The 17452-nt window shown below is 44.8% G+C and carries 16 protein-coding genes; 14 read left to right on the plus strand and 2 right to left on the minus strand.

Going from position 1 to position 17452, the window contains the following annotated elements:
- The first annotated feature begins 628 nt into the window (after positions 1-628).
- The 9 genes from R7F64_RS13945 (at position 629) to luxS (ending at position 11181) form a co-directional block, all read left to right on the plus strand.
- Positions 629-886, plus strand: a complete 258-nt coding sequence (locus tag R7F64_RS13945; protein WP_005379932.1) for an oxaloacetate decarboxylase subunit gamma — start codon at positions 629-631, stop codon at positions 884-886.
- A 31-nt stretch (positions 887-917) separates the two neighbouring features.
- Complete coding sequence (gene oadA / locus R7F64_RS13950; RefSeq protein ID WP_104979686.1) at positions 918-2702, plus strand: sodium-extruding oxaloacetate decarboxylase subunit alpha; 1785 nt, start codon at positions 918-920, stop codon at positions 2700-2702.
- Positions 2703-2711: 9 nt separating this feature from the next.
- The gene (locus R7F64_RS13955) at positions 2712-3842 is read left to right on the plus strand and encodes a sodium ion-translocating decarboxylase subunit beta (RefSeq protein WP_005379935.1); all 1131 of its coding nucleotides are present in this window, start codon (positions 2712-2714) and stop codon (positions 3840-3842) included.
- A 123-nt stretch (positions 3843-3965) separates the two neighbouring features.
- Positions 3966-4916 carry an NADP-dependent oxidoreductase gene (locus R7F64_RS13960; RefSeq protein ID WP_318071803.1) on the plus strand — a complete coding sequence of 317 codons (951 nt, stop codon included), beginning with the start codon at positions 3966-3968 and terminating at the stop codon, positions 4914-4916.
- On the plus strand, positions 4910-5371 hold the full coding sequence (locus R7F64_RS13965) for a YqaA family protein (RefSeq protein ID WP_025768180.1): 462 nt from the start codon (positions 4910-4912) through the stop codon (positions 5369-5371). Before R7F64_RS13960 ends, R7F64_RS13965 begins: the two co-directional genes overlap by 7 nt.
- A gap of 9 nt (positions 5372-5380) precedes the next feature.
- Entirely contained in the window at positions 5381-8224 is a 2844-nt protein-coding gene (locus R7F64_RS13970) for a M16 family metallopeptidase (RefSeq protein WP_262650462.1), read from the plus strand.
- Positions 8225-8380: 156 nt separating this feature from the next.
- Entirely contained in the window at positions 8381-9949 is a 1569-nt protein-coding gene (gshA, locus tag R7F64_RS13975; RefSeq protein ID WP_005385430.1) for a glutamate--cysteine ligase, read from the plus strand.
- 23 nt (positions 9950-9972) lie between these two features.
- Entirely contained in the window at positions 9973-10578 is a 606-nt protein-coding gene (locus tag R7F64_RS13980) for a hypothetical protein (RefSeq protein ID WP_005379943.1), read from the plus strand.
- 84 nt (positions 10579-10662) lie between these two features.
- Positions 10663-11181 (plus strand): S-ribosylhomocysteine lyase, encoded by a 519-nt coding sequence (luxS, locus tag R7F64_RS13985; protein WP_047102662.1) that lies wholly within the window; start codon positions 10663-10665, stop codon positions 11179-11181.
- 67 nt (positions 11182-11248) lie between these two features.
- On the opposite strand, the gene R7F64_RS13990 is transcribed toward luxS, so the two are convergent.
- Both R7F64_RS13990 and R7F64_RS13995 read right to left on the minus strand, forming a co-directional pair.
- On the minus strand, positions 11249-12529 hold the full coding sequence (locus tag R7F64_RS13990) for an HlyC/CorC family transporter (RefSeq protein WP_005379948.1): 1281 nt from the start codon (positions 12527-12529) through the stop codon (positions 11249-11251).
- Positions 12530-12653: 124 nt separating this feature from the next.
- Positions 12654-13448: an inner membrane protein YpjD gene (locus R7F64_RS13995; protein WP_005379950.1), complete on the minus strand. Its 795-nt coding sequence runs from the start codon at positions 13446-13448 to the stop codon at positions 12654-12656.
- Between the two features lie 224 nt (positions 13449-13672).
- Between R7F64_RS13995 and ffh the strand changes: the two genes are divergently transcribed.
- The 5 genes from ffh (at position 13673) to rplS (ending at position 17275) form a co-directional block, all read left to right on the plus strand.
- Positions 13673-15055, plus strand: coding sequence for a signal recognition particle protein (gene ffh, locus R7F64_RS14000; protein WP_005385423.1), 1383 nt, complete (start codon positions 13673-13675; stop codon positions 15053-15055).
- A gap of 209 nt (positions 15056-15264) precedes the next feature.
- Positions 15265-15513 carry a 30S ribosomal protein S16 gene (gene rpsP / locus R7F64_RS14005; RefSeq protein ID WP_005379962.1) on the plus strand — a complete coding sequence of 83 codons (249 nt, stop codon included), beginning with the start codon at positions 15265-15267 and terminating at the stop codon, positions 15511-15513.
- A 29-nt stretch (positions 15514-15542) separates the two neighbouring features.
- Positions 15543-16091, plus strand: a complete 549-nt coding sequence (gene rimM / locus R7F64_RS14010) for a ribosome maturation factor RimM (protein ID WP_005379964.1) — start codon at positions 15543-15545, stop codon at positions 16089-16091.
- Between the two features lie 27 nt (positions 16092-16118).
- Positions 16119-16880: a tRNA (guanosine(37)-N1)-methyltransferase TrmD gene (gene trmD / locus R7F64_RS14015; RefSeq protein ID WP_005385420.1), complete on the plus strand. Its 762-nt coding sequence runs from the start codon at positions 16119-16121 to the stop codon at positions 16878-16880.
- A gap of 41 nt (positions 16881-16921) precedes the next feature.
- Positions 16922-17275 (plus strand): 50S ribosomal protein L19, encoded by a 354-nt coding sequence (rplS, locus tag R7F64_RS14020; protein ID WP_005379971.1) that lies wholly within the window; start codon positions 16922-16924, stop codon positions 17273-17275.
- Positions 17276-17452 lie beyond the last annotated feature (177 nt).

The following is a 17452-nucleotide window of genomic DNA, read 5'->3' on the forward strand; positions in this document are numbered from 1 at the left end:
GTCCTTAGCTCAGCTGGATAGAGTACCTGGCTACGAACCAGGCGGTCGGAGGTTCGAATCCTCCAGGACGCGCCACTCATTGAAACAGCCTCGCAATTGCGAGGCTTTTTTGTATCTAGACATCTGAAATATGGCGTAGGATCACTAGAGCCTATGTTCCTCTTTTTTAAAAGCGAATATGTGCGTATCTAAGCAATTTGCTATCAAGCTTCTGTCGCATCGTGTGAAATCATCCTGATTATCCCTCCTATACACTGACTTCCATTTTTCATTTCAATCACTCTCATGTAGTCACTTTGTTTGTTATTTGTTTATTTATTGTTAATCTTGTTCATCTTTTTGTTTTTGTTGGTTTTTACTGCGTGAGTCCCGATTTGATTTTGAAATCTAAATCGCAGTTTTTATTTATGTCCTCCTTTACTCTGTTCGTAAGGTGATAGCGATTTGAAGTGATTATTTTGTCATGAACTGTGATCTGGGTAGTGAATAAATAATCATTTATCAGGATTACTACAAACCTTCCTTAAACAAAATTGACAAAATTTAACCAATCGAGATAATCCATGGGTCGGGATTTGACACTATTAAAGTCCTGCACGTTGTCAGGATGACAAAGAAAGGAAGCAACATGACTAATATAGGAAGCCTGCTAGTAGATGCGGCCACCCTGATGCTAACGGGGATGGCGGTCGTATTTATTTTCCTCACTATTCTTGTTTATCTCGTTCGGTTAATGTCGAAATTGGTACCAGAAGAAGTACCAGAGCCGATCGCAGCACCAAAAACAAACACTAATATTCAATCAACCTCTTCAGCTGTTAGTCCACAAGTAGTGGCGGCGATCTCGGCTGCGATTCATAAACATCGCGCCTCATTCGCGAAGTAGCCGAACTAGGATTAAAAAGGAGTTTAAGAGCATGTCTAAACCACTAGCTATTACTGATGTGGTCCTTCGTGATGCCCATCAATCACTATTTGCTACGCGTATGCGTATTGAGGATATGCTGCCTATCGCAGCTGAGTTGGATAAGGTTGGTTACTGGTCTCTAGAGACTTGGGGTGGTGCAACATTTGATTCTTGTATTCGATTCTTAGGGGAAGACCCTTGGGAGCGTTTACGTGAACTAAAAAAAGCGATGCCTAATACACCAATGCAAATGCTACTGCGTGGTCAAAACCTTTTAGGATACCGCCATTATGCCGACGACGTAGTAGAAAAGTTTGTTGAACGCGCGCATGCTAACGGCATGGATGTATTCCGTATTTTTGATGCAATGAATGACGTGCGAAACTTCCAGAAAGCCGTGAAAGCAACGGTTGATGTTGGTGCGCATGCTCAAGGTACGTTGTCTTACACAACGAGCCCAGTGCATAACGCAGACACTTGGGTTGACTTGGCAAAACGCCTAGAGGATTTAGGTTGTCATTCGCTGTGTATTAAAGATATGTCTGGCTTACTTAAGCCTTATGAAGCGGAAGAGCTTATCACGCGTATCAAAGCGTCTTGTGATGTGCCATTGGCACTTCATTGTCATGCAACAACGGGGCTGTCTACAGCAACAGCGGTAAAAGCAGTAGAAGCCGGTATTGATATTCTTGATACTGCGATTTCTTCAATGAGTTGTACCTACGGCCATACACCGACTGAAACGGTAGTCGCTATGCTAGAAGGCACCGAGCGAGATACCAATTTGAAACTCGAGCAACTGGAACCTATCGCCGCATATTTCCGTGAGGTACGTAAGAAGTATGCGAAGTGGGAAGGCCAGTTAAAAGGAGTCGATTCACGCATCCTGATTGCCCAAGTGCCTGGTGGTATGTTGACCAATATGGAAGGCCAGTTGAAAGAGCAGGGCGCTGCGGATCGCATTGATGAAGTATTAGAAGAGATCCCTCGTGTACGTAAAGATCTTGGTTTCATTCCATTGGTGACTCCAACTTCACAGATCGTCGGTACGCAAGCGGTGATTAACGTTCTTACTGGCGAGCGCTATAAGAGTATTACCAAGGAAACCGCTGGCCTATTGAAAGGTGAGTACGGTCAAGCGCCAGCCGAGTTAAATGCAGAACTGCAAGCGAAAGTGCTTGATGGTAAAGAGCCAATTAGCTGTCGTCCTGCCGATTTACTTGAGCCTGAAATGGAGACGCTTACGGTTGATCTGATGGAGAAAGCGAAATCAGAAGGCATTAAGCTAGCAAGTGAGCGTGTTGATGACGTACTCACTTATGCACTTTTCCCTCAAGTTGGGCTTAAGTTCCTTAAGAATCGTGAAAACCCAGAAGCATTTGAGCCAGCACCAACGCTAGAAGCTGCGAAGCCTGCTGTACCTGCAGCTCAACCAGCAACTGGTGGTGTAGAAACTTATAGTGTACGTGTTGACGGGCAGGTGTATGAGGTGGAAGTTGGCCCTCAAGGTGAACTGACATCTGTTGCTCCTTCTAATGCACCGGCAAAATCGGCTACACCTAGCACACCTTCTAATGCTTCAGCTGAAGCGGTGCCTGCTCCTCTTGCAGGTAACATCTTCAAAGTGAATGTTCAGCCTGGTGCTGAGGTAGCTGAAGGCGATGTATTGCTCATCCTTGAAGCGATGAAAATGGAAACTGAAGTACGAGCGGCGCGTGGTGGTGTGGTTCAAGAGCTGAACGTTAAAGAAGGCGATGCTGTCACAGTAGGTGCGCCTCTGTTGAGCCTAGCGTAAGGGAGTATCATGGACGGATTGTTAACCCTTTGGGCAGAAACAGGGATCGCTAACTTCGAGTTCGGCCAAATCTGTATGATGCTGGTTGGTTGTACTTTGCTGTTTTTGGCAATTAAAAAAGGATTTGAACCTTTACTGTTATTGCCGATTGGTTTCGGTGCTATTTTGGCGAATATTCCAAATGCTGGCTTTACTGAGCCTGGTGGCTTGCTCTACTACGTTTACTACATTGGGATTGAATCGGGTGTGTTCCCGCTATTGATCTTCATGGGTGTGGGCGCGATGACCGACTTTGGTGCTTTGATCGCAAACCCAAAAACGTTGTGGTTAGGTGCGGCTGCGCAGTTTGGTATTTTTGCAACACTGTTTGGCGCTATTTTGCTCAACTATGTACCTGGCATGGAGTTCTCCATGGCAGATGCTTCGTCTATCGCGATCATCGGTGGTGCTGATGGGCCGACAGCGATTTTCTTAGCGAGTAAGCTCTCTCCAGATCTGCTAGGTGCGATTGCAGTCGCGGCATACAGCTATATGGCATTGGTGCCGATTATCCAGCCACCAATCATGAAAGCACTGACAACCAAGGAAGAGCGTCAAATTAAGATGGCTCAGCTTCGTCATGTTGGTAAATGGGAGAAAGTCATCTTCCCGCTTGCTGTATTACTGATGACGATTCTGTTCTTACCTTCAGCTACGCCATTGGTTGGTATGTTCTGTTTGGGTAACTTGATGCGTGAAGCTGGTGTGGTCGATCGTTTATCGAAAACTGCTCAAAATGAATTGATCAACATAGTGACTATCTTTTTAGGTCTTGGTGTTGGTTCTAAGCTGCAAGCTGAGCAGTTCTTGAACCTAGAAACGTTAGGTATCTTGGGGTTAGGCGCAGTTGCATTTAGTATCGGTACTGGTGCGGGCGTCCTGATGGCGAAACTGCTTAACAAGTTCTCGAAAGAAGACATCAACCCACTTATTGGTGCGGCTGGCGTTTCTGCGGTACCAATGGCCGCGCGAGTCGTAAACAAAGTTGGTTTACAAGCTAACCCGCAAAACTTCTTGTTAATGCATGCGATGGGACCAAACGTTGCTGGTGTGCTGGGTTCAGCCGTTGCGGCTGGTATATTGTTAGCACTTGTTGGTTAGACATTATTGAAAATGGAATGATCAACCAATTTACAAAATCACGATTAACTTAGGTTAACAAAATGGTTTATAGTCAAAGGGATGCTTTCGCATCCCTTTTTGTTTTCTTGCAGGGAATGGTTTATGGAACACAAACAGATCGTTATCACTGAGTTTGGTGATGCCAACGTACTCGCGATTCAACATGCTTCTACACCATCACCACAGCCTGGTGAAGTCTTAGTAAAAGTCGCTTTTTCAGGCGTAAATCCTATTGATGTCAAAACTCGAGCTGGGCTCGGTTGGGCGGCAGCGCAGAATAAGGATAATTTACCTTGGGTGCCAGGTTACGACATCTCAGGAAAAGTGATGTCTTGTGGAGAGGGGGTATCACGTTTTAATGAAGGTGATGAGGTGGCTGGATTTATTGGTTTCCCAGTTCGAGGCGGTGGTTACAGCCAATGCATATGTGTTCCAGAAACTGAGTTAAGTCATGTTCCTAGCTCTGTCACTTTAGAAGCAGCTGCTGCATTACCGTTGGCGGGACAAACTGCGGCACAAGCTCTCAGTAAGGCTAATGTGACGGAAAATGATCGCGTACTTATCCTCGCTGGAGCCGGTGGTGTTGGACACCTCGCGGTACAAATTGCGATCGCGACGAAAGCGGAAGTCTTTACAACCTGCAGTGAACGAAATCTAGACTACCTTGCGACGCTCGGTGCTCATGCAGTGAACTATCAATTTGCACCAGTGTCAGAACGTGTTGAAGATGTTGATGTTTTGATTGATTTAGTAGGCGGAGATGCTGCGTTAGATGCGCTTAAATGCCTGAAAGACAATGCGAGAGTCATCACCGTTCCAACCATCACAGCTGAGCTGATTTGTGAAAAAGCCAAACTCCTAGGCTTTGAGGCTAGTGGCATGTTGGTTGAACCAGACCCTGCGCAGTTAGATACCTTGTTGTATATGGTCGGCGTTGGCTTACTGAAGACTGAAATTCAACAGGTTTATCCTATGAGTGATGTCATTGGTGCTCACCAGCAGGTCGAATCAGGAAGAACCAGAGGCAAGGTGTTGCTTGATATGACATGCTAGAAGCATTTAACACGAGTTTTGAAAGTTTAGCGCTTTGGTTTTCAGATTCAGCATTATGGGTGCTTTTCATGACCGGTTTTCTCAGTGCCACGTTGTTGCCTGGTGGTTCTGAGGCGGGCTTAGTTGCCACTCTCTCATTAAATCAATACTCCGTTTCTTCAATTGTTATGGTCGCTACTATCGGTAATACGCTTGGTGGCTTAACAAATTATTGGCTTGGCTTGTGGATTCCCAACAAAGCACAAGAGGAAAAGCACGGTCATACCGCATTAAAGTGGCTCTCTAAGTATGGCTATTGGGGATTATTTTTTAGCTGGTTACCTGTAATTGGAGACCCGCTGTGTTTAGCCGCAGGGTGGCTAAGAATGAAGTTTCTGCCTTGCGTGATTTTAATATTTTTAGGAAAGGCTGCTAGGTATAGCTTACTTGCGGTCATCTATCTCGGATTATTTTAAGGAAAGTACATGAAGATGTTTTGGGTTGGCGCGTGTTCACTGTTGGTGATCACGGGCTGTGCATCAAATACGCCAGTTTCATCACTGCCGAAAGGGGTAACTTTCGTTGAGTCATCGAAAGCTGAAGAAGGCAAAGTTAAGATTCCATACCAAAAGTATAAACTCGATAATGGTTTAACGGTGATCTTAGCTCCTGAAGATTCTGACCCATTGGTCCATGTGGATGTGACTTACCATGTTGGTTCAGCTCGTGAAGAAGTGGGTAAGTCTGGTTTTGCGCATTTCTTTGAGCACATGATGTTCCAAGGTTCAGAGAACGTTGGTGACCAAGAGCACTTCAGGATCATCACAGAGGCTGGAGGCACGTTAAATGGTACAACAAACCGCGATCGTACTAACTACTTTGAAACTGTCCCTGCTAACCAGCTCGAGAAAATGCTGTGGTTAGAGTCTGACCGTATGGGCTTTTTGCTGGATGCGGTTTCTCAACGCAAATTTGAAATTCAGCGTTCGACTGTAAAAAATGAGCGAGCCCAGCGTTACGATAATCGTCCTTATGGCTTAATTTGGGAGCGCATGTCCGAAGCGCTATATCCTGAAGGTCATCCGTATTCGTGGCAAACCATTGGTTATGTTGAAGATCTTGATCGTGTTGATGTGAACGACCTCAAAGCGTTTTTCTTGCGTTGGTATGGCCCAAACAATGCGACTATCACGATCGGTGGTGACTTAGACGTTGAACAAACTCTAGAGTGGGTAAATAAGTACTTCGGTTCGATTCCTCGTGGTCCTGAGGTTGAAAATGCGCCGAAACAACCTGCAAAACTGCAAGAAGACAAATACATCACTCTAGAAGATCGTATTCAACAACCTATGGTGATGATCGCGTGGCCAACAACCTACAACGGCGAAGAAAGCCAAGCGTCTCTCGATACATTATCAGAAGTATTGGGGGGCGGTACCAACAGCGTGCTCTATCAAGACCTAGTGAAGACTCAAAAAGCGGTCGATGCTGGTTCATTCCATGATTGTGCTGAACTGGCGTGTAACTTTTACGTTTACGCAATGGGTGATTCTGGAGACAAAGGCGACCTATCAAAACTGTACGACGAGCTTTTACAATCACTGAATCAGTTTGCGGAAAAAGGCGTGACAGAAGATCGCCTTGAGCAGTTGAAGGGTAAAGCGGAAGCGGATGCTATTTTTGCGCTAGAAAGCGTTAAAGGTAAAGTGACTCAGTTGGCTTCCAACGAGACATTTTTCGGCGATCCTGATCGTCTTGAGCAACAGCTTGAACAAATCCGAGCAGTTACGCCGACTTCGGTAGAAAAAGCGTATACGGACTTTATCCAAGGTAAGAACAAAGTGACCCTAAGCGTGGTCCCAAAAGGAAAAACAGACCTTGTCGTAAAACCTGCGACCTTTGTGACGCCAAAGCGTACGCTGCCAGAATATGAAAAAATTTCCGATGACCAATTGGCGTATCGTCGTGCGACCGATAACTTCGATCGCTCAGTGCAACCGCCAGTAGGAGAACCAGTGAAAGCGACGATGCCAGAGCTGTACGAGTTACATTTCGAGAATGGCTCAGAGCTGCTTGGTGCAGTTAGCGATGAAACGCCGACGGTGATGATGCAATTTAGTCTACCTGCCGGGACACGTTTTGTTGAAAAGGGTAAAGAAGGTCTTGCCCAATTGACCGCTGCGATGTTGCAAGAAGGTACAACGAAACGCAGTGTCGAAGAGATTCAAGCTGAGCTTGATAAACTGGGTAGTGTTATCTCTGTTAATGCCACAGGTTATACAACAAACATCAGTGTTTCTGCTCTAGAAAAGAACTTAGAGCCGACGTTAAAAATTGTCGAAGAGATGTTGCTGTCTCCTGCATTTAATCAAGATGATTTCGAGCGTGTAAAAATGCAAGCGCTAGAAGGCCTGGTATATGAGCACCAAAATCCAAGTTGGATGGCGTCACAAGCGAGTCGCCAGGTGCTCTATGGGGATTCGGTTTTTGCTCGACCAAAAGACGGCACGCAAGCAGGTGTCAGTGCATTAACGTTGGATGATGTCCGTGAATTCTACTCGAAGCATTACACGCCACAAAGTGCGCAAATCGTCGTTGTTGGTGACATTGATCAACAGGAAATTGAGCAGCAACTGACGTTCTGGAAAAACTGGCAAGATGAAGCTGCGCCATTGTATGCACCGCAAAGCATTGCTGCATTAGGTGAGCAAAAGATCCATCTTGTTGATAAACCAGGAGCGCCGCAAAGTGTGGTCATGATGGTTCGTCAAGGTATGCCTTACGACGCAACGGGCGATTTTTACCTAAGCCAACTGGCAAACTTCAACTTAGCTGGGAACTTCAATAGCCGCATTAACCAAAATCTACGTGAAGACAAGGGTTACACATACGGTGCTTACGGATATTTCTCTGGTAATCCAGAAACAGGCTCGGTGGTTTTCACCGCGCAAGTACGAGCGGATGCAACGGTTGCTTCGATCATTGAGATGGAAAATGAGCTAAATGAATACTCGCAGTCAGGTATTACTGATGAAGAGATGAAATTTATGCGTCAAGCGGTCGGTCAAAAAGATGCACTGAAATATGAAACACCAACACAAAAAGCGGAGCTCATCAGTGATATTCTTAAATACAACCTCGATCATGATTACTTGCAGCAAAGAAACGCTATCGTAGAAAAAGTCGATAAGCAGAAGTTGAATGCGCTGGCTCAGAAATGGTTTGATCCAAATGACTATCAAATTATCGTCGTTGGTGATGCTAAATCGTTACGTCCTCAATTAGAAAAGTTGGGGAAAGACGTAGAAGAGCTTGAAATCATTCGATAGAGTACACATTTAATAGCGGAGAAACGTGTCTCCGCTATTCATCTAGATAAGCAACTTTTCGTGGGTTATTTATCTAGATGCATTAACTATCAATAACTTAGCTTACACTTGTGTTATGTAACAAGTGTCCTGCTCCCAATATAAGCGAACCTCATTTTGACTGATTTTGCTGCGCGACTAAAAAAAGTTGCATCAAACCCCGAAGTATTTAAGCAGTTTGGACGCGGTGTTGAGCGAGAAACTTTGCGCTATCGTCAGGATGGACATCTAGCTACAACTCCTCATCCTGAAGGGTTAGGCTCTGCGTTCACAAATCAATGGATCACAACGGATTTTTCGGAATCATTGTTAGAGTTCATTACGCCTGTGTCACATGAAATTCCAGAACTGATGGCACAGCTGAAAGATATCCATCATTTCACTCAAACCAAAATGGGTGAAGAGAAAATGTGGCCACTATCAATGCCTTGCTACGTGGGCTCAGAGGATGATATTCAGTTAGCCCAGTATGGCTCTTCGAATGCAGCGAAAATGAAAACGCTGTACCGAGAAGGCCTAAAGCGTCGCTATGGCAGCCTGATGCAAATTATTTCAGGTGTCCATTTTAACTTCTCGTTTCCTGAAACATTTTGGGATGCGCTCTATGGCGAGCAAGATGAACAAGCCCGCCAAGATGCTAAGTCTGATGCGTACTTTGCGTTGATCCGTAATTACTACCGCTTTGGCTGGATGATTCCCTACTTCTTTGGTGCATCACCAGCGTTATGTGGCTCTTTTATTCAAGGTCGTGAAACCGATCTGCCATTCGAGAAGATTGGCGGGACATTATATTTGCCGAAGTCGACGTCTTTGCGTTTGAGCGATCTTGGCTATACCAATAGTGCTCAAAGTGTGCTGAAAATTGGTTTTAACAGCATTGACCAATACCTCGATGGTTTGAGTGATGCGATTCGCCACCCATCAGAAGAGTTTGCGAAAATTGGGGTAAAAGTGGATGGTGAATACCGCCAGCTTAATTCCAATATCTTACAAATTGAGAATGAACTGTACGCTCCGATTCGTCCAAAACGTGTATCGAAAAGTGGTGAGAAGCCTTCAGATGCGTTACGACGCGGTGGTGTCGAATACATTGAAGTTCGTTCTCTAGATGTTAACCCATTCAGCGCAGTGGGCTTAAATGAAGAGCAAGTACGATTCTTGGATCTCTTCCTTACCTGGGCGGCCTTGTCAGACTCAGACCCTATGGATAACTGTGAATTAGAGTGTTGGCGCGATAACTGGAATAAAGTCATTGTTTCTGGCCGTGAAAAAGGTCTAATGCTGCAAATTGGTTGTCAAGGTGAACGTCTATCTCTACAAGATTGGGCACACCGAGTTTTCGTCGAGTTACGTCAAATAGCACAGCAAATGGATATGACCGCTGGTGGCAGTGCATACCAAGATGTGTGTAATCAACTCGAGACATGGATTGATAACCCAGAACTAACGATCTCTGGTCAACTATTAGAGCTAACGAAAGAGCTGGGTGGGCTAGGTAAAGTTGGTTGTACTCTTGGTATGAAGTACCGTGATGAAAACCTAGCTCACGGTTATCAGTACTACTCACAAGATACGATGGAAACGGAAGTAGCGTCGTCCGTGGAAAAACAAAAGCAAGCAGAGCAGAGTGACACGCTTTCTTTTGATGATTTTTTGGAAGATTACTTTGCTTACCTGAAGCAGTAATGACTAACTAAGGATTGGTGCGGTTGAACATTAAGTCGTCAGTAGTAGCGGTACTTGGAAGCGTGCTACTTGCAGGTTGTGCTACGGCACCGCCAAAGCAGCAGAATAACTTATGCGAGATATTCCGAGAGAAATCCGGTTGGTACGATGATGCCAAAGATATGGAAGATGAATGGGGGACCCCTATTCATGTTGCTATGGCCATCATTAAACAAGAAAGCAGCTTTCGGCACGATGCAAAACCACCTAAAGATTATTTGCTAGGGTTTATTCCTTGGGGACGAGTCAGCAGTGCGTATGGTTACGCTCAAGCTCAAGACCCTGCTTGGGAAGACTTCCAAGATGCCACAGGTCAGGGTGGCTCTCGTACCAACTTCGATGATTCTATGATGTTTGTCGGTTGGTATACTCATGAAACACGGCGTCAGCTAGGGATTTCATTATGGGATCCCTATAACCAGTATCTGGCTTATCATGAAGGGCGAGGTGGGTATAAACGAGGTACTTATAATCGAAAGCCTAGTTTAATCAAAGTCGCTCGACGTGTTGAACAAACAGCGAAAACTTATGGCTGGCAGCTGAAGCAATGTCGTCAGGAATTAGAAGACAACAGCAGCTGGTTCTTTTAGCCCACAGTCAGTTCATGTGCTGTAGGGATGAATGACATTTATCCATTACCGAAAGGTACTGGAGTTACAATCAGGAGAGATGTAATGCCTTTACTCGATAGTTTTACCGTGGACCACACTCGTATGAATGCACCGGCAGTGCGAGTGGCGAAAACCATGCAGACCCCAAAAGGGGATACGATTACTGTTTTCGACTTACGCTTTACTGCGCCAAACAAAGACATTCTTTCTGAAAAAGGTATTCACACCCTAGAGCACCTTTATGCAGGCTTTATGCGTAATCACCTAAACGGTGATTCTGTTGAGATCATCGATATTTCGCCTATGGGTTGCCGCACAGGTTTTTACATGAGCCTGATTGGCACACCATCAGAGCAGCAAGTCGCAGATGCTTGGATTGCAGCAATGGAAGATGTGCTGAAGGTAGAAAGTCAGAATAGGATCCCTGAACTTAACGAATACCAATGCGGCACGGCAGCAATGCACTCTTTAAAAGAAGCACAACAGATCGCAAAGAACATTTTGGATGCTGGTGTTTCGGTGAACAAAAATGATGAACTTGCTTTGCCTGAGTCGATGTTAAAAGAGTTGCGCATCGACTAGGTGCTCATTAAGAAGCATATTGCCCCAATAAGTAAAAAGCCTGACATGAGTCAGGCTTTTCTTTTGGTTATTTGGATGTCGATTTTTTCTTCTTCGGATAAACACGAACGAGCTTGATTCGGTTCTCTTCAATCTCAACAAGTTCCATTGGGTGACCCGCTACTCTCACACTTAGATGGCTCTCAGGAATATCTTCCAAGTGTTCTAAAATGAGCCCGTTTAGCGTTCTCGGGCCATCCGTTGGTAAATCCCATTTCAGGCCTTTGTTGATATCTCGGATATTGGTGCTGCCTTCAATAAGAAAGCTTCCGTCACCTTGAGGACTGATTTCATCAGAGAGGCTTGGAGAAATGGACGTCGTGAACTCACCAATGATCTCTTCCAGAATATCTTCAAGAGTGATTAGACCGATGATATCACCGTACTCATCCACGATCAGACCGATACGTTGCTTGTTACGTTGGAATTTTAACATTTGCACGTTCAGTGGTGTGCCTTCTGGGATGTAATAGACCTCATCAGCAGCACGTAATAGCGTTTCTTTGTTGAATTCGTTCTTTTCCAACATCAGACGATAAGCTTCACGCAAGCGCAGCATGCCAACCACTTCATCAATTTGGTCACGATAGAAAACTATGCGCCCATGTGGTGAGTGTGTTAGCTGGCGAACAATGGATTTCCAGTCGTCGTTAATATCAATACCGGTAATTTCATTGCGTGGGACCATAATGTCGTTCACGGTGACGTGCTCAAGATCTAAAATAGACACTAGCATGTCTTGGTGTCGGCGAGGGATCAAACCGCCAGCTTCATTTACCACCGTACGCAGCTCATCGGAGCTAAGATGATCTTCTGCTGAGTGATCCGCTCTTACACCAAGTAAGCGGATAAAGCCATTCGTAATAAAGTTAACAAGCATCACTAAAGGCGACAGTAACTTCATCAGTATGGTCAATAATATACTGCTCGCGTAGGACACACGTTCAGGGTAAAGCGCTGCAATTGTTTTAGGGGTAACCTCGGCAAAAACCAATACAACCATAGTTAGTGCACCGGTTGCGATAGCGACACCTAAATCACCATACAAACGCATACCAATAATGGTCGCGATCGCGGACGCGAGAATATTAACGAGGTTGTTGCCGATAAGAATAAGACCAATCAAACGATCTGGACGGTCTAATAGTCTTTCGACTCGCTTAGCACCCTTATGCCCGTTTTTGGCTAAGTGTTTTAAGCGATAACGATTCAGAGACATCATCCCTGTTTCTGAACCGGAAAAGTAACCTGATATGACGATAAGACACGCGAGTAGCGCAAACAAGATACCCGTAGAGATGTCGTCCAAAACGTTGCTGTTCCTTGTAAGTATTGGGTTATATAACGGTTGAGTAAGTCCGTTAAGTCAAAGAGTTAAGGCGTACTGTATTTTATCTAGCCTAAAATATAAAGGATAGGAGCCCTAGAGCTCCTTAATTCAAGATGATTTCTTTTACAAAGCGACTGCCAAAATATGCCAGAGTTAACAGTGTTGCTCCTGCAACAGCGAACCATGTGACTTTTCTACCACGCCAGCCTTTTTGATAGTGACCCCAAAGCAGTATTGAGTACACCACCCAAGCGATGAAAGAAAGAATGCCCTTATGTGCCTTACCTTGGGCAAACATATCCTGCACAAAGACAAAGCCAGTAATGAGCGTGGCAGTTAACAATAAGTTACCGATCAAAATAATTTTGAAGAGTTGACGCTCCACCATTAATAGAGGCGGCAGGTTTGGGTTAATCGCCAAAGATTTTTTTGCTTTCAGTTTGTGATCCAGCCAAGCCAACTGAAGCGCATAGAGTGCCCCGATAGTTAAAGTCGCGTATGAGAAGAGCGCAAATGAAATATGAATGAGTAGCTTAGGGTCATTCTCTAGGTGCTTTATAAACGTGCTTGGCAAAAATGTGGCAGCAGATAAATTGATGGCAGCAAAGCTATAAACGACTGGCAATAAAAACCACAGTCGGTTTTTCAACATAGCAAGGCTCATGACCAGAGAAATGATAAAACTGATCAAAGAAGCCACGTTGAGAATACTCAGGTTTTGACCTGAACCATCAAAAATCAGATCACTCAAAATCCACGCATGAAAAACAAGCGCACAGGCAGCACTAGCAAACACTGTTTTTGCTTTGATTCCTGACTGTTGTGAGAGTCCGGGTATGATGGTCGCAATCGCCAAGACATAAAGTATGGCGGCCGCGATGGCTATTAAGCTATCCATGAATCCTAAATATTATTGTGCACAATGGAGAAATTATACCTTGCATTACACTTTGGGGCTACGTTATATCCGACATCAATCGTGAGAGATGAGATATTGAAATTAATAAGTTACCGCACCATATATAAATAGAGACAAGAATAGGACAGCGGTACGGGTATGACTCAGACCTTGGCTAATGTATACTCACACTAATTAATCGCCATTTTAGCGAAGAGACAAAGATGTTTGAGAATTTAACGGATCGATTATCCAAAACGCTGAAAAATATCAGTGGCAAAGGTCGTCTGACCGAAGACAACATTAAAGAAACCCTACGTGAAGTCCGAATGGCTCTACTTGAAGCTGACGTTGCGCTTCCGGTCGTTCGTGAATTTGTGAACCGCGTTAAAGAAAAAGCGGTGGGCGTAGAAGTTTCTAAATCTCTGACTCCAGGTCAGGAATTTATCAAGATCGTTCAAACAGAACTTGAAGCCGTAATGGGTGAGTCGAATGAGGCGCTAAACCTTGCTGCTCAACCACCTGCTGTGCTTCTTATGGCTGGTCTACAAGGTGCGGGTAAAACTACATCGGTAGGTAAGTTATCTAAGCTTCTAAAAGAACGTGACAAGAAGAAAGTCTTGGTTGTGTCTGCCGACGTTTACCGTCCTGCGGCAATCAAGCAGCTTGAAACACTGGCATCAGACATCGGTGTTGACTTCTTCCCATCATCACCAGACCAAAAGCCTATTGATATCGCCAATGCAGCGATTGACCATGCGAAGAAGAAATTCTACGACGTACTTATTGTCGATACCGCAGGTCGTTTGGCAATTGATGAAGAGATGATGGGGGAGATCAAAGATCTTCACGCAGCTATCAACCCAGTAGAAACGCTATTTGTTGTTGACGCCATGACGGGTCAAGACGCAGCAAATACAGCAAAAGCCTTTGGCGATGCGCTACCTCTTACCGGTGTAGTTCTAACTAAGGTTGATGGTGATGCTCGTGGTGGTGCGGCACTTTCAGTACGCCATGTCACGGGCAAACCAATCAAATTCTTGGGTGTCGGTGAAAAAACTGACGCGCTAGAACCGTTCCACCCAGATCGTGTTGCTTCACGTATTCTTGGCATGGGTGACGTTCTGTCTTTGATTGAAGACCTACAACGCAACGTTGACCAAGAAAAGGCAGAAAAGTTAGCGAAGAAGTTCAAAGAGAAGAAAGGTTTCGACCTTGAAGATTTCCGTGAACAGCTAGGCCAGATGCAAAACATGGGCGGCATGATGGGGATGATGGATAAGCTTCCAGGAATGTCCCAGCTACCAGACAATGTGAAAGATAAAGTCGATGACAAGATGTTCAAACAGATGGAAGCGATCATCAGCTCCATGACAATGAAAGAACGTCAACGCCCAGAAATTATCAAGGGCTCGCGCAAGAAGCGTATCGCGGCTGGTTCTGGTGTGCAGGTTCAAGATGTAAACCGCTTACTAAAACAGTTCACCCAAATGCAGAAAATGATGAAAAAGATGCAAAAAGGTGGCATGAAAGGCATGATGCGCAACATGCAAGGCATGATGGGCGGCATGGGGGGTGGCGGTGGCTTCAACCCATTTGGTCGTTAATTAATCGATCACGCATAGATTCAGGGTGTTAGGTACGTCACAAACTTTAAATTCAATTTATGTTGGTGAAAAAGTAACTAAACTCCTTGCATTGCTCCGGGAGAAGAGTAAAATTCCGGAGCTTTATTTTGGCACGAGACCCCAAACTGTTTAATTTCTTGAATGGTTTTTGGGGTTAATTTTATTTTTGAGAAAGCAAAGAGGACGACATGGTAACCATTCGTTTGGCACGTCACGGCGCTAAAAAGCGTCCATTTTATCAAATCGTAGTAGCGGACAGCCGCAACGCTGCAACTGGCCGTTTCATCGAGAAAGTTGGTTTCTTCAACCCAACTGCTAAAGGTCAAGAAGAAGGTCTACGTCTAGACCTAGACCGCGTTAACCACTGGGTTGGTCAAGGCGCGTCAGTATCTGACCGTGTTGCTAAGCTAGTTAAAGACGCTCAAAAAGCGGCTTAATTTTTTACTTGAAAAGTAGAAACTAGTTTATGTCGATGAAAGGTAAAGAAACAATGAGCAACGAAAAGATTGTTGTAGGCAAGTTTGGTGCTACTTACGGCATTCGTGGTTGGCTTAAGGTTTTTTCCTACACAGACAATGCTGAAAGCATTTTCGATTACAGCCCTTGGTACATTAACCAAAAGGGCAAGTGGGTTGAGTACAAAGTAGAAAGCTGGAAGCGCCATAACAAAGGTATGGTGGCTAAGCTGGAAGGCATGGATGTTCGTGAAGACGCGCATCTAATGACGAACTTTGAAATTGCTATTGACCCTGCGGTACTTCCTGAATTGTCAGAAGATGAGTTCTACTGGCGCGAATTGTTTGGGATGCAAGTTGTAACTACTAAAGGTTACGATCTAGGTGTCGTTACTGACATGCTAGAAACTGGCTCAAACGATGTTCTGGTTGTTAAAGCAAATCTTAAAGATGCTTTCGGGCAGAAGGAACGATTAATCCCGTTCCTTGAAGAGCAAGTGATCATTAATGTTGATCGCGAAGCTCAACGGATCGAAGTTGACTGGGATCCTGGATTCTAATCTCCAAAATTACAGAGCGAGATAAACATGTGGGTTGGCGTTATTAGCCTTTTTCCAGAAATGTTCCGTTCTGTTACTGATTTTGGAGTAACAGGTCAAGCGGTTAAAAAAGGTCTTTTGTCGATTGAGACTTGGAATCCTAGAGATTTCACTCACGACAAACATCGCACAGTCGATGACCGACCTTACGGTGGTGGCCCTGGTATGTTAATGATGGTTCAGCCTTTGCGCGATGCCATTCATACCGCGAAAGCAGCCTCACCGGGCAAGACGAAAGTCATCTACCTTTCTCCTCAAGGTCGCAAGCTCGACCAGAAAGGAGTGGAAGAACTGGCAACGAATGAGAACTTGCTTCTGATTTGTGGTCGTTATGAAGGGGTAGATGAGCGCATCATTCAATCTGAAGTCGACGAAGAATGGTCGATTGGTGATTTTGTGATGACGGGTGGTGAGATACCAGCCATGACGTTAATCGACTCTGTCTCTCGGTTTGTTCCGGGTGTACTAGGGGATTTCGCGTCAGCAGAAGAAGACTCTTTTGCAAATGGCTTGTTAGATTGTCCTCACTATACGCGTCCAGAAGTATTGGATGACAAAGAGGTACCAGCTGTACTGATGTCAGGCAATCACAAGGACATTCGTCAATGGCGACTCAAGCAGTCGTTGGGCCGTACTTGGCTAAGAAGACCAGAGCTCCTGGAAAACCTAGCTCTGACTGACGAACAGGAACAATTACTTGCTGAGTTTGTTAATGAGCATAAAGCCATTAAAGAACATAACGCAAAGTAACCTAATTTATTTAGTATCAGTTTATTCTAGGAATTTAAAAAATGAGTAACATCATCAAAGCTCTTGAAGAAGAGCAAATGAAATCAGACCTACCTAAATTTGCACCAGGTGACACTGTTGTAGTTCAAGTTAAGGTAAAAGAAGGTGACCGTGAGCGTCTACAGGCTTTCGAAGGCGTTGTAATCGCAATCCGTAACCGTGGTCTACACTCTGCTTTCACTGTACGTAAGATCTCTAACGGTGAAGGTGTTGAGCGTACGTTCCAAACACACTCTCCAATCGTTGATAGCATCGAAGTTAAACGCCGTGGTGCAGTACGTCGTGCCAAGTTGTACTACCTACGTGAGCGTTCTGGTAAGTCTGCTCGTATCAAAGAGAAACTTGCTAAGAAGTAATGCTATAACTAGCGTTCTCATCTTAAACGGAGTCCTTTTAGGGCTCCGTTTTTTTATTTGTGTAATTAGCTTGCTCGTTTCTTTTCACCCGAACTGAACTGTCGATGCTCATGCACTGATGTACACTCCACGCCTCTGCCTTGCTGTGAATAGATTCCTGATGTCGCTATGGCTCCT

Origin of the sequence: Vibrio sp. Vb1980 (genome assembly GCF_033338615.1) — a bacterium.
GTDB lineage: Bacteria > Pseudomonadota > Gammaproteobacteria > Enterobacterales > Vibrionaceae > Vibrio > Vibrio alginolyticus.

Coding starts and splice junctions, on each gene's coding strand:
- R7F64_RS13955 (WP_005379935.1), top strand. CDS start 2,712: ATGGACGGATTGTTAACCCTTTGGGCAGAAACAGGGATCGCTAACTTC.
- R7F64_RS13960 (WP_318071803.1), top strand. CDS start 3,966: ATGGAACACAAACAGATCGTTATCACTGAGTTTGGTGATGCCAACGTA.
- trmD (WP_005385420.1), top strand. CDS start 16,119: ATGTGGGTTGGCGTTATTAGCCTTTTTCCAGAAATGTTCCGTTCTGTT.
- rpsP (WP_005379962.1), top strand. CDS start 15,265: ATGGTAACCATTCGTTTGGCACGTCACGGCGCTAAAAAGCGTCCATTT.
- ffh (WP_005385423.1), top strand. CDS start 13,673: ATGTTTGAGAATTTAACGGATCGATTATCCAAAACGCTGAAAAATATC.
- oadA (WP_104979686.1), top strand. CDS start 918: ATGTCTAAACCACTAGCTATTACTGATGTGGTCCTTCGTGATGCCCAT.
- R7F64_RS13970 (WP_262650462.1), top strand. CDS start 5,381: ATGAAGATGTTTTGGGTTGGCGCGTGTTCACTGTTGGTGATCACGGGC.
- R7F64_RS13945 (WP_005379932.1), top strand. CDS start 629: ATGACTAATATAGGAAGCCTGCTAGTAGATGCGGCCACCCTGATGCTA.
- R7F64_RS13965 (WP_025768180.1), top strand. CDS start 4,910: ATGCTAGAAGCATTTAACACGAGTTTTGAAAGTTTAGCGCTTTGGTTT.
- rimM (WP_005379964.1), top strand. CDS start 15,543: ATGTCGATGAAAGGTAAAGAAACAATGAGCAACGAAAAGATTGTTGTA.
- rplS (WP_005379971.1), top strand. CDS start 16,922: ATGAGTAACATCATCAAAGCTCTTGAAGAAGAGCAAATGAAATCAGAC.
- luxS (WP_047102662.1), top strand. CDS start 10,663: ATGCCTTTACTCGATAGTTTTACCGTGGACCACACTCGTATGAATGCA.
- R7F64_RS13995 (WP_005379950.1), bottom strand. CDS start 13,448: ATGGATAGCTTAATAGCCATCGCGGCCGCCATACTTTATGTCTTGGCG.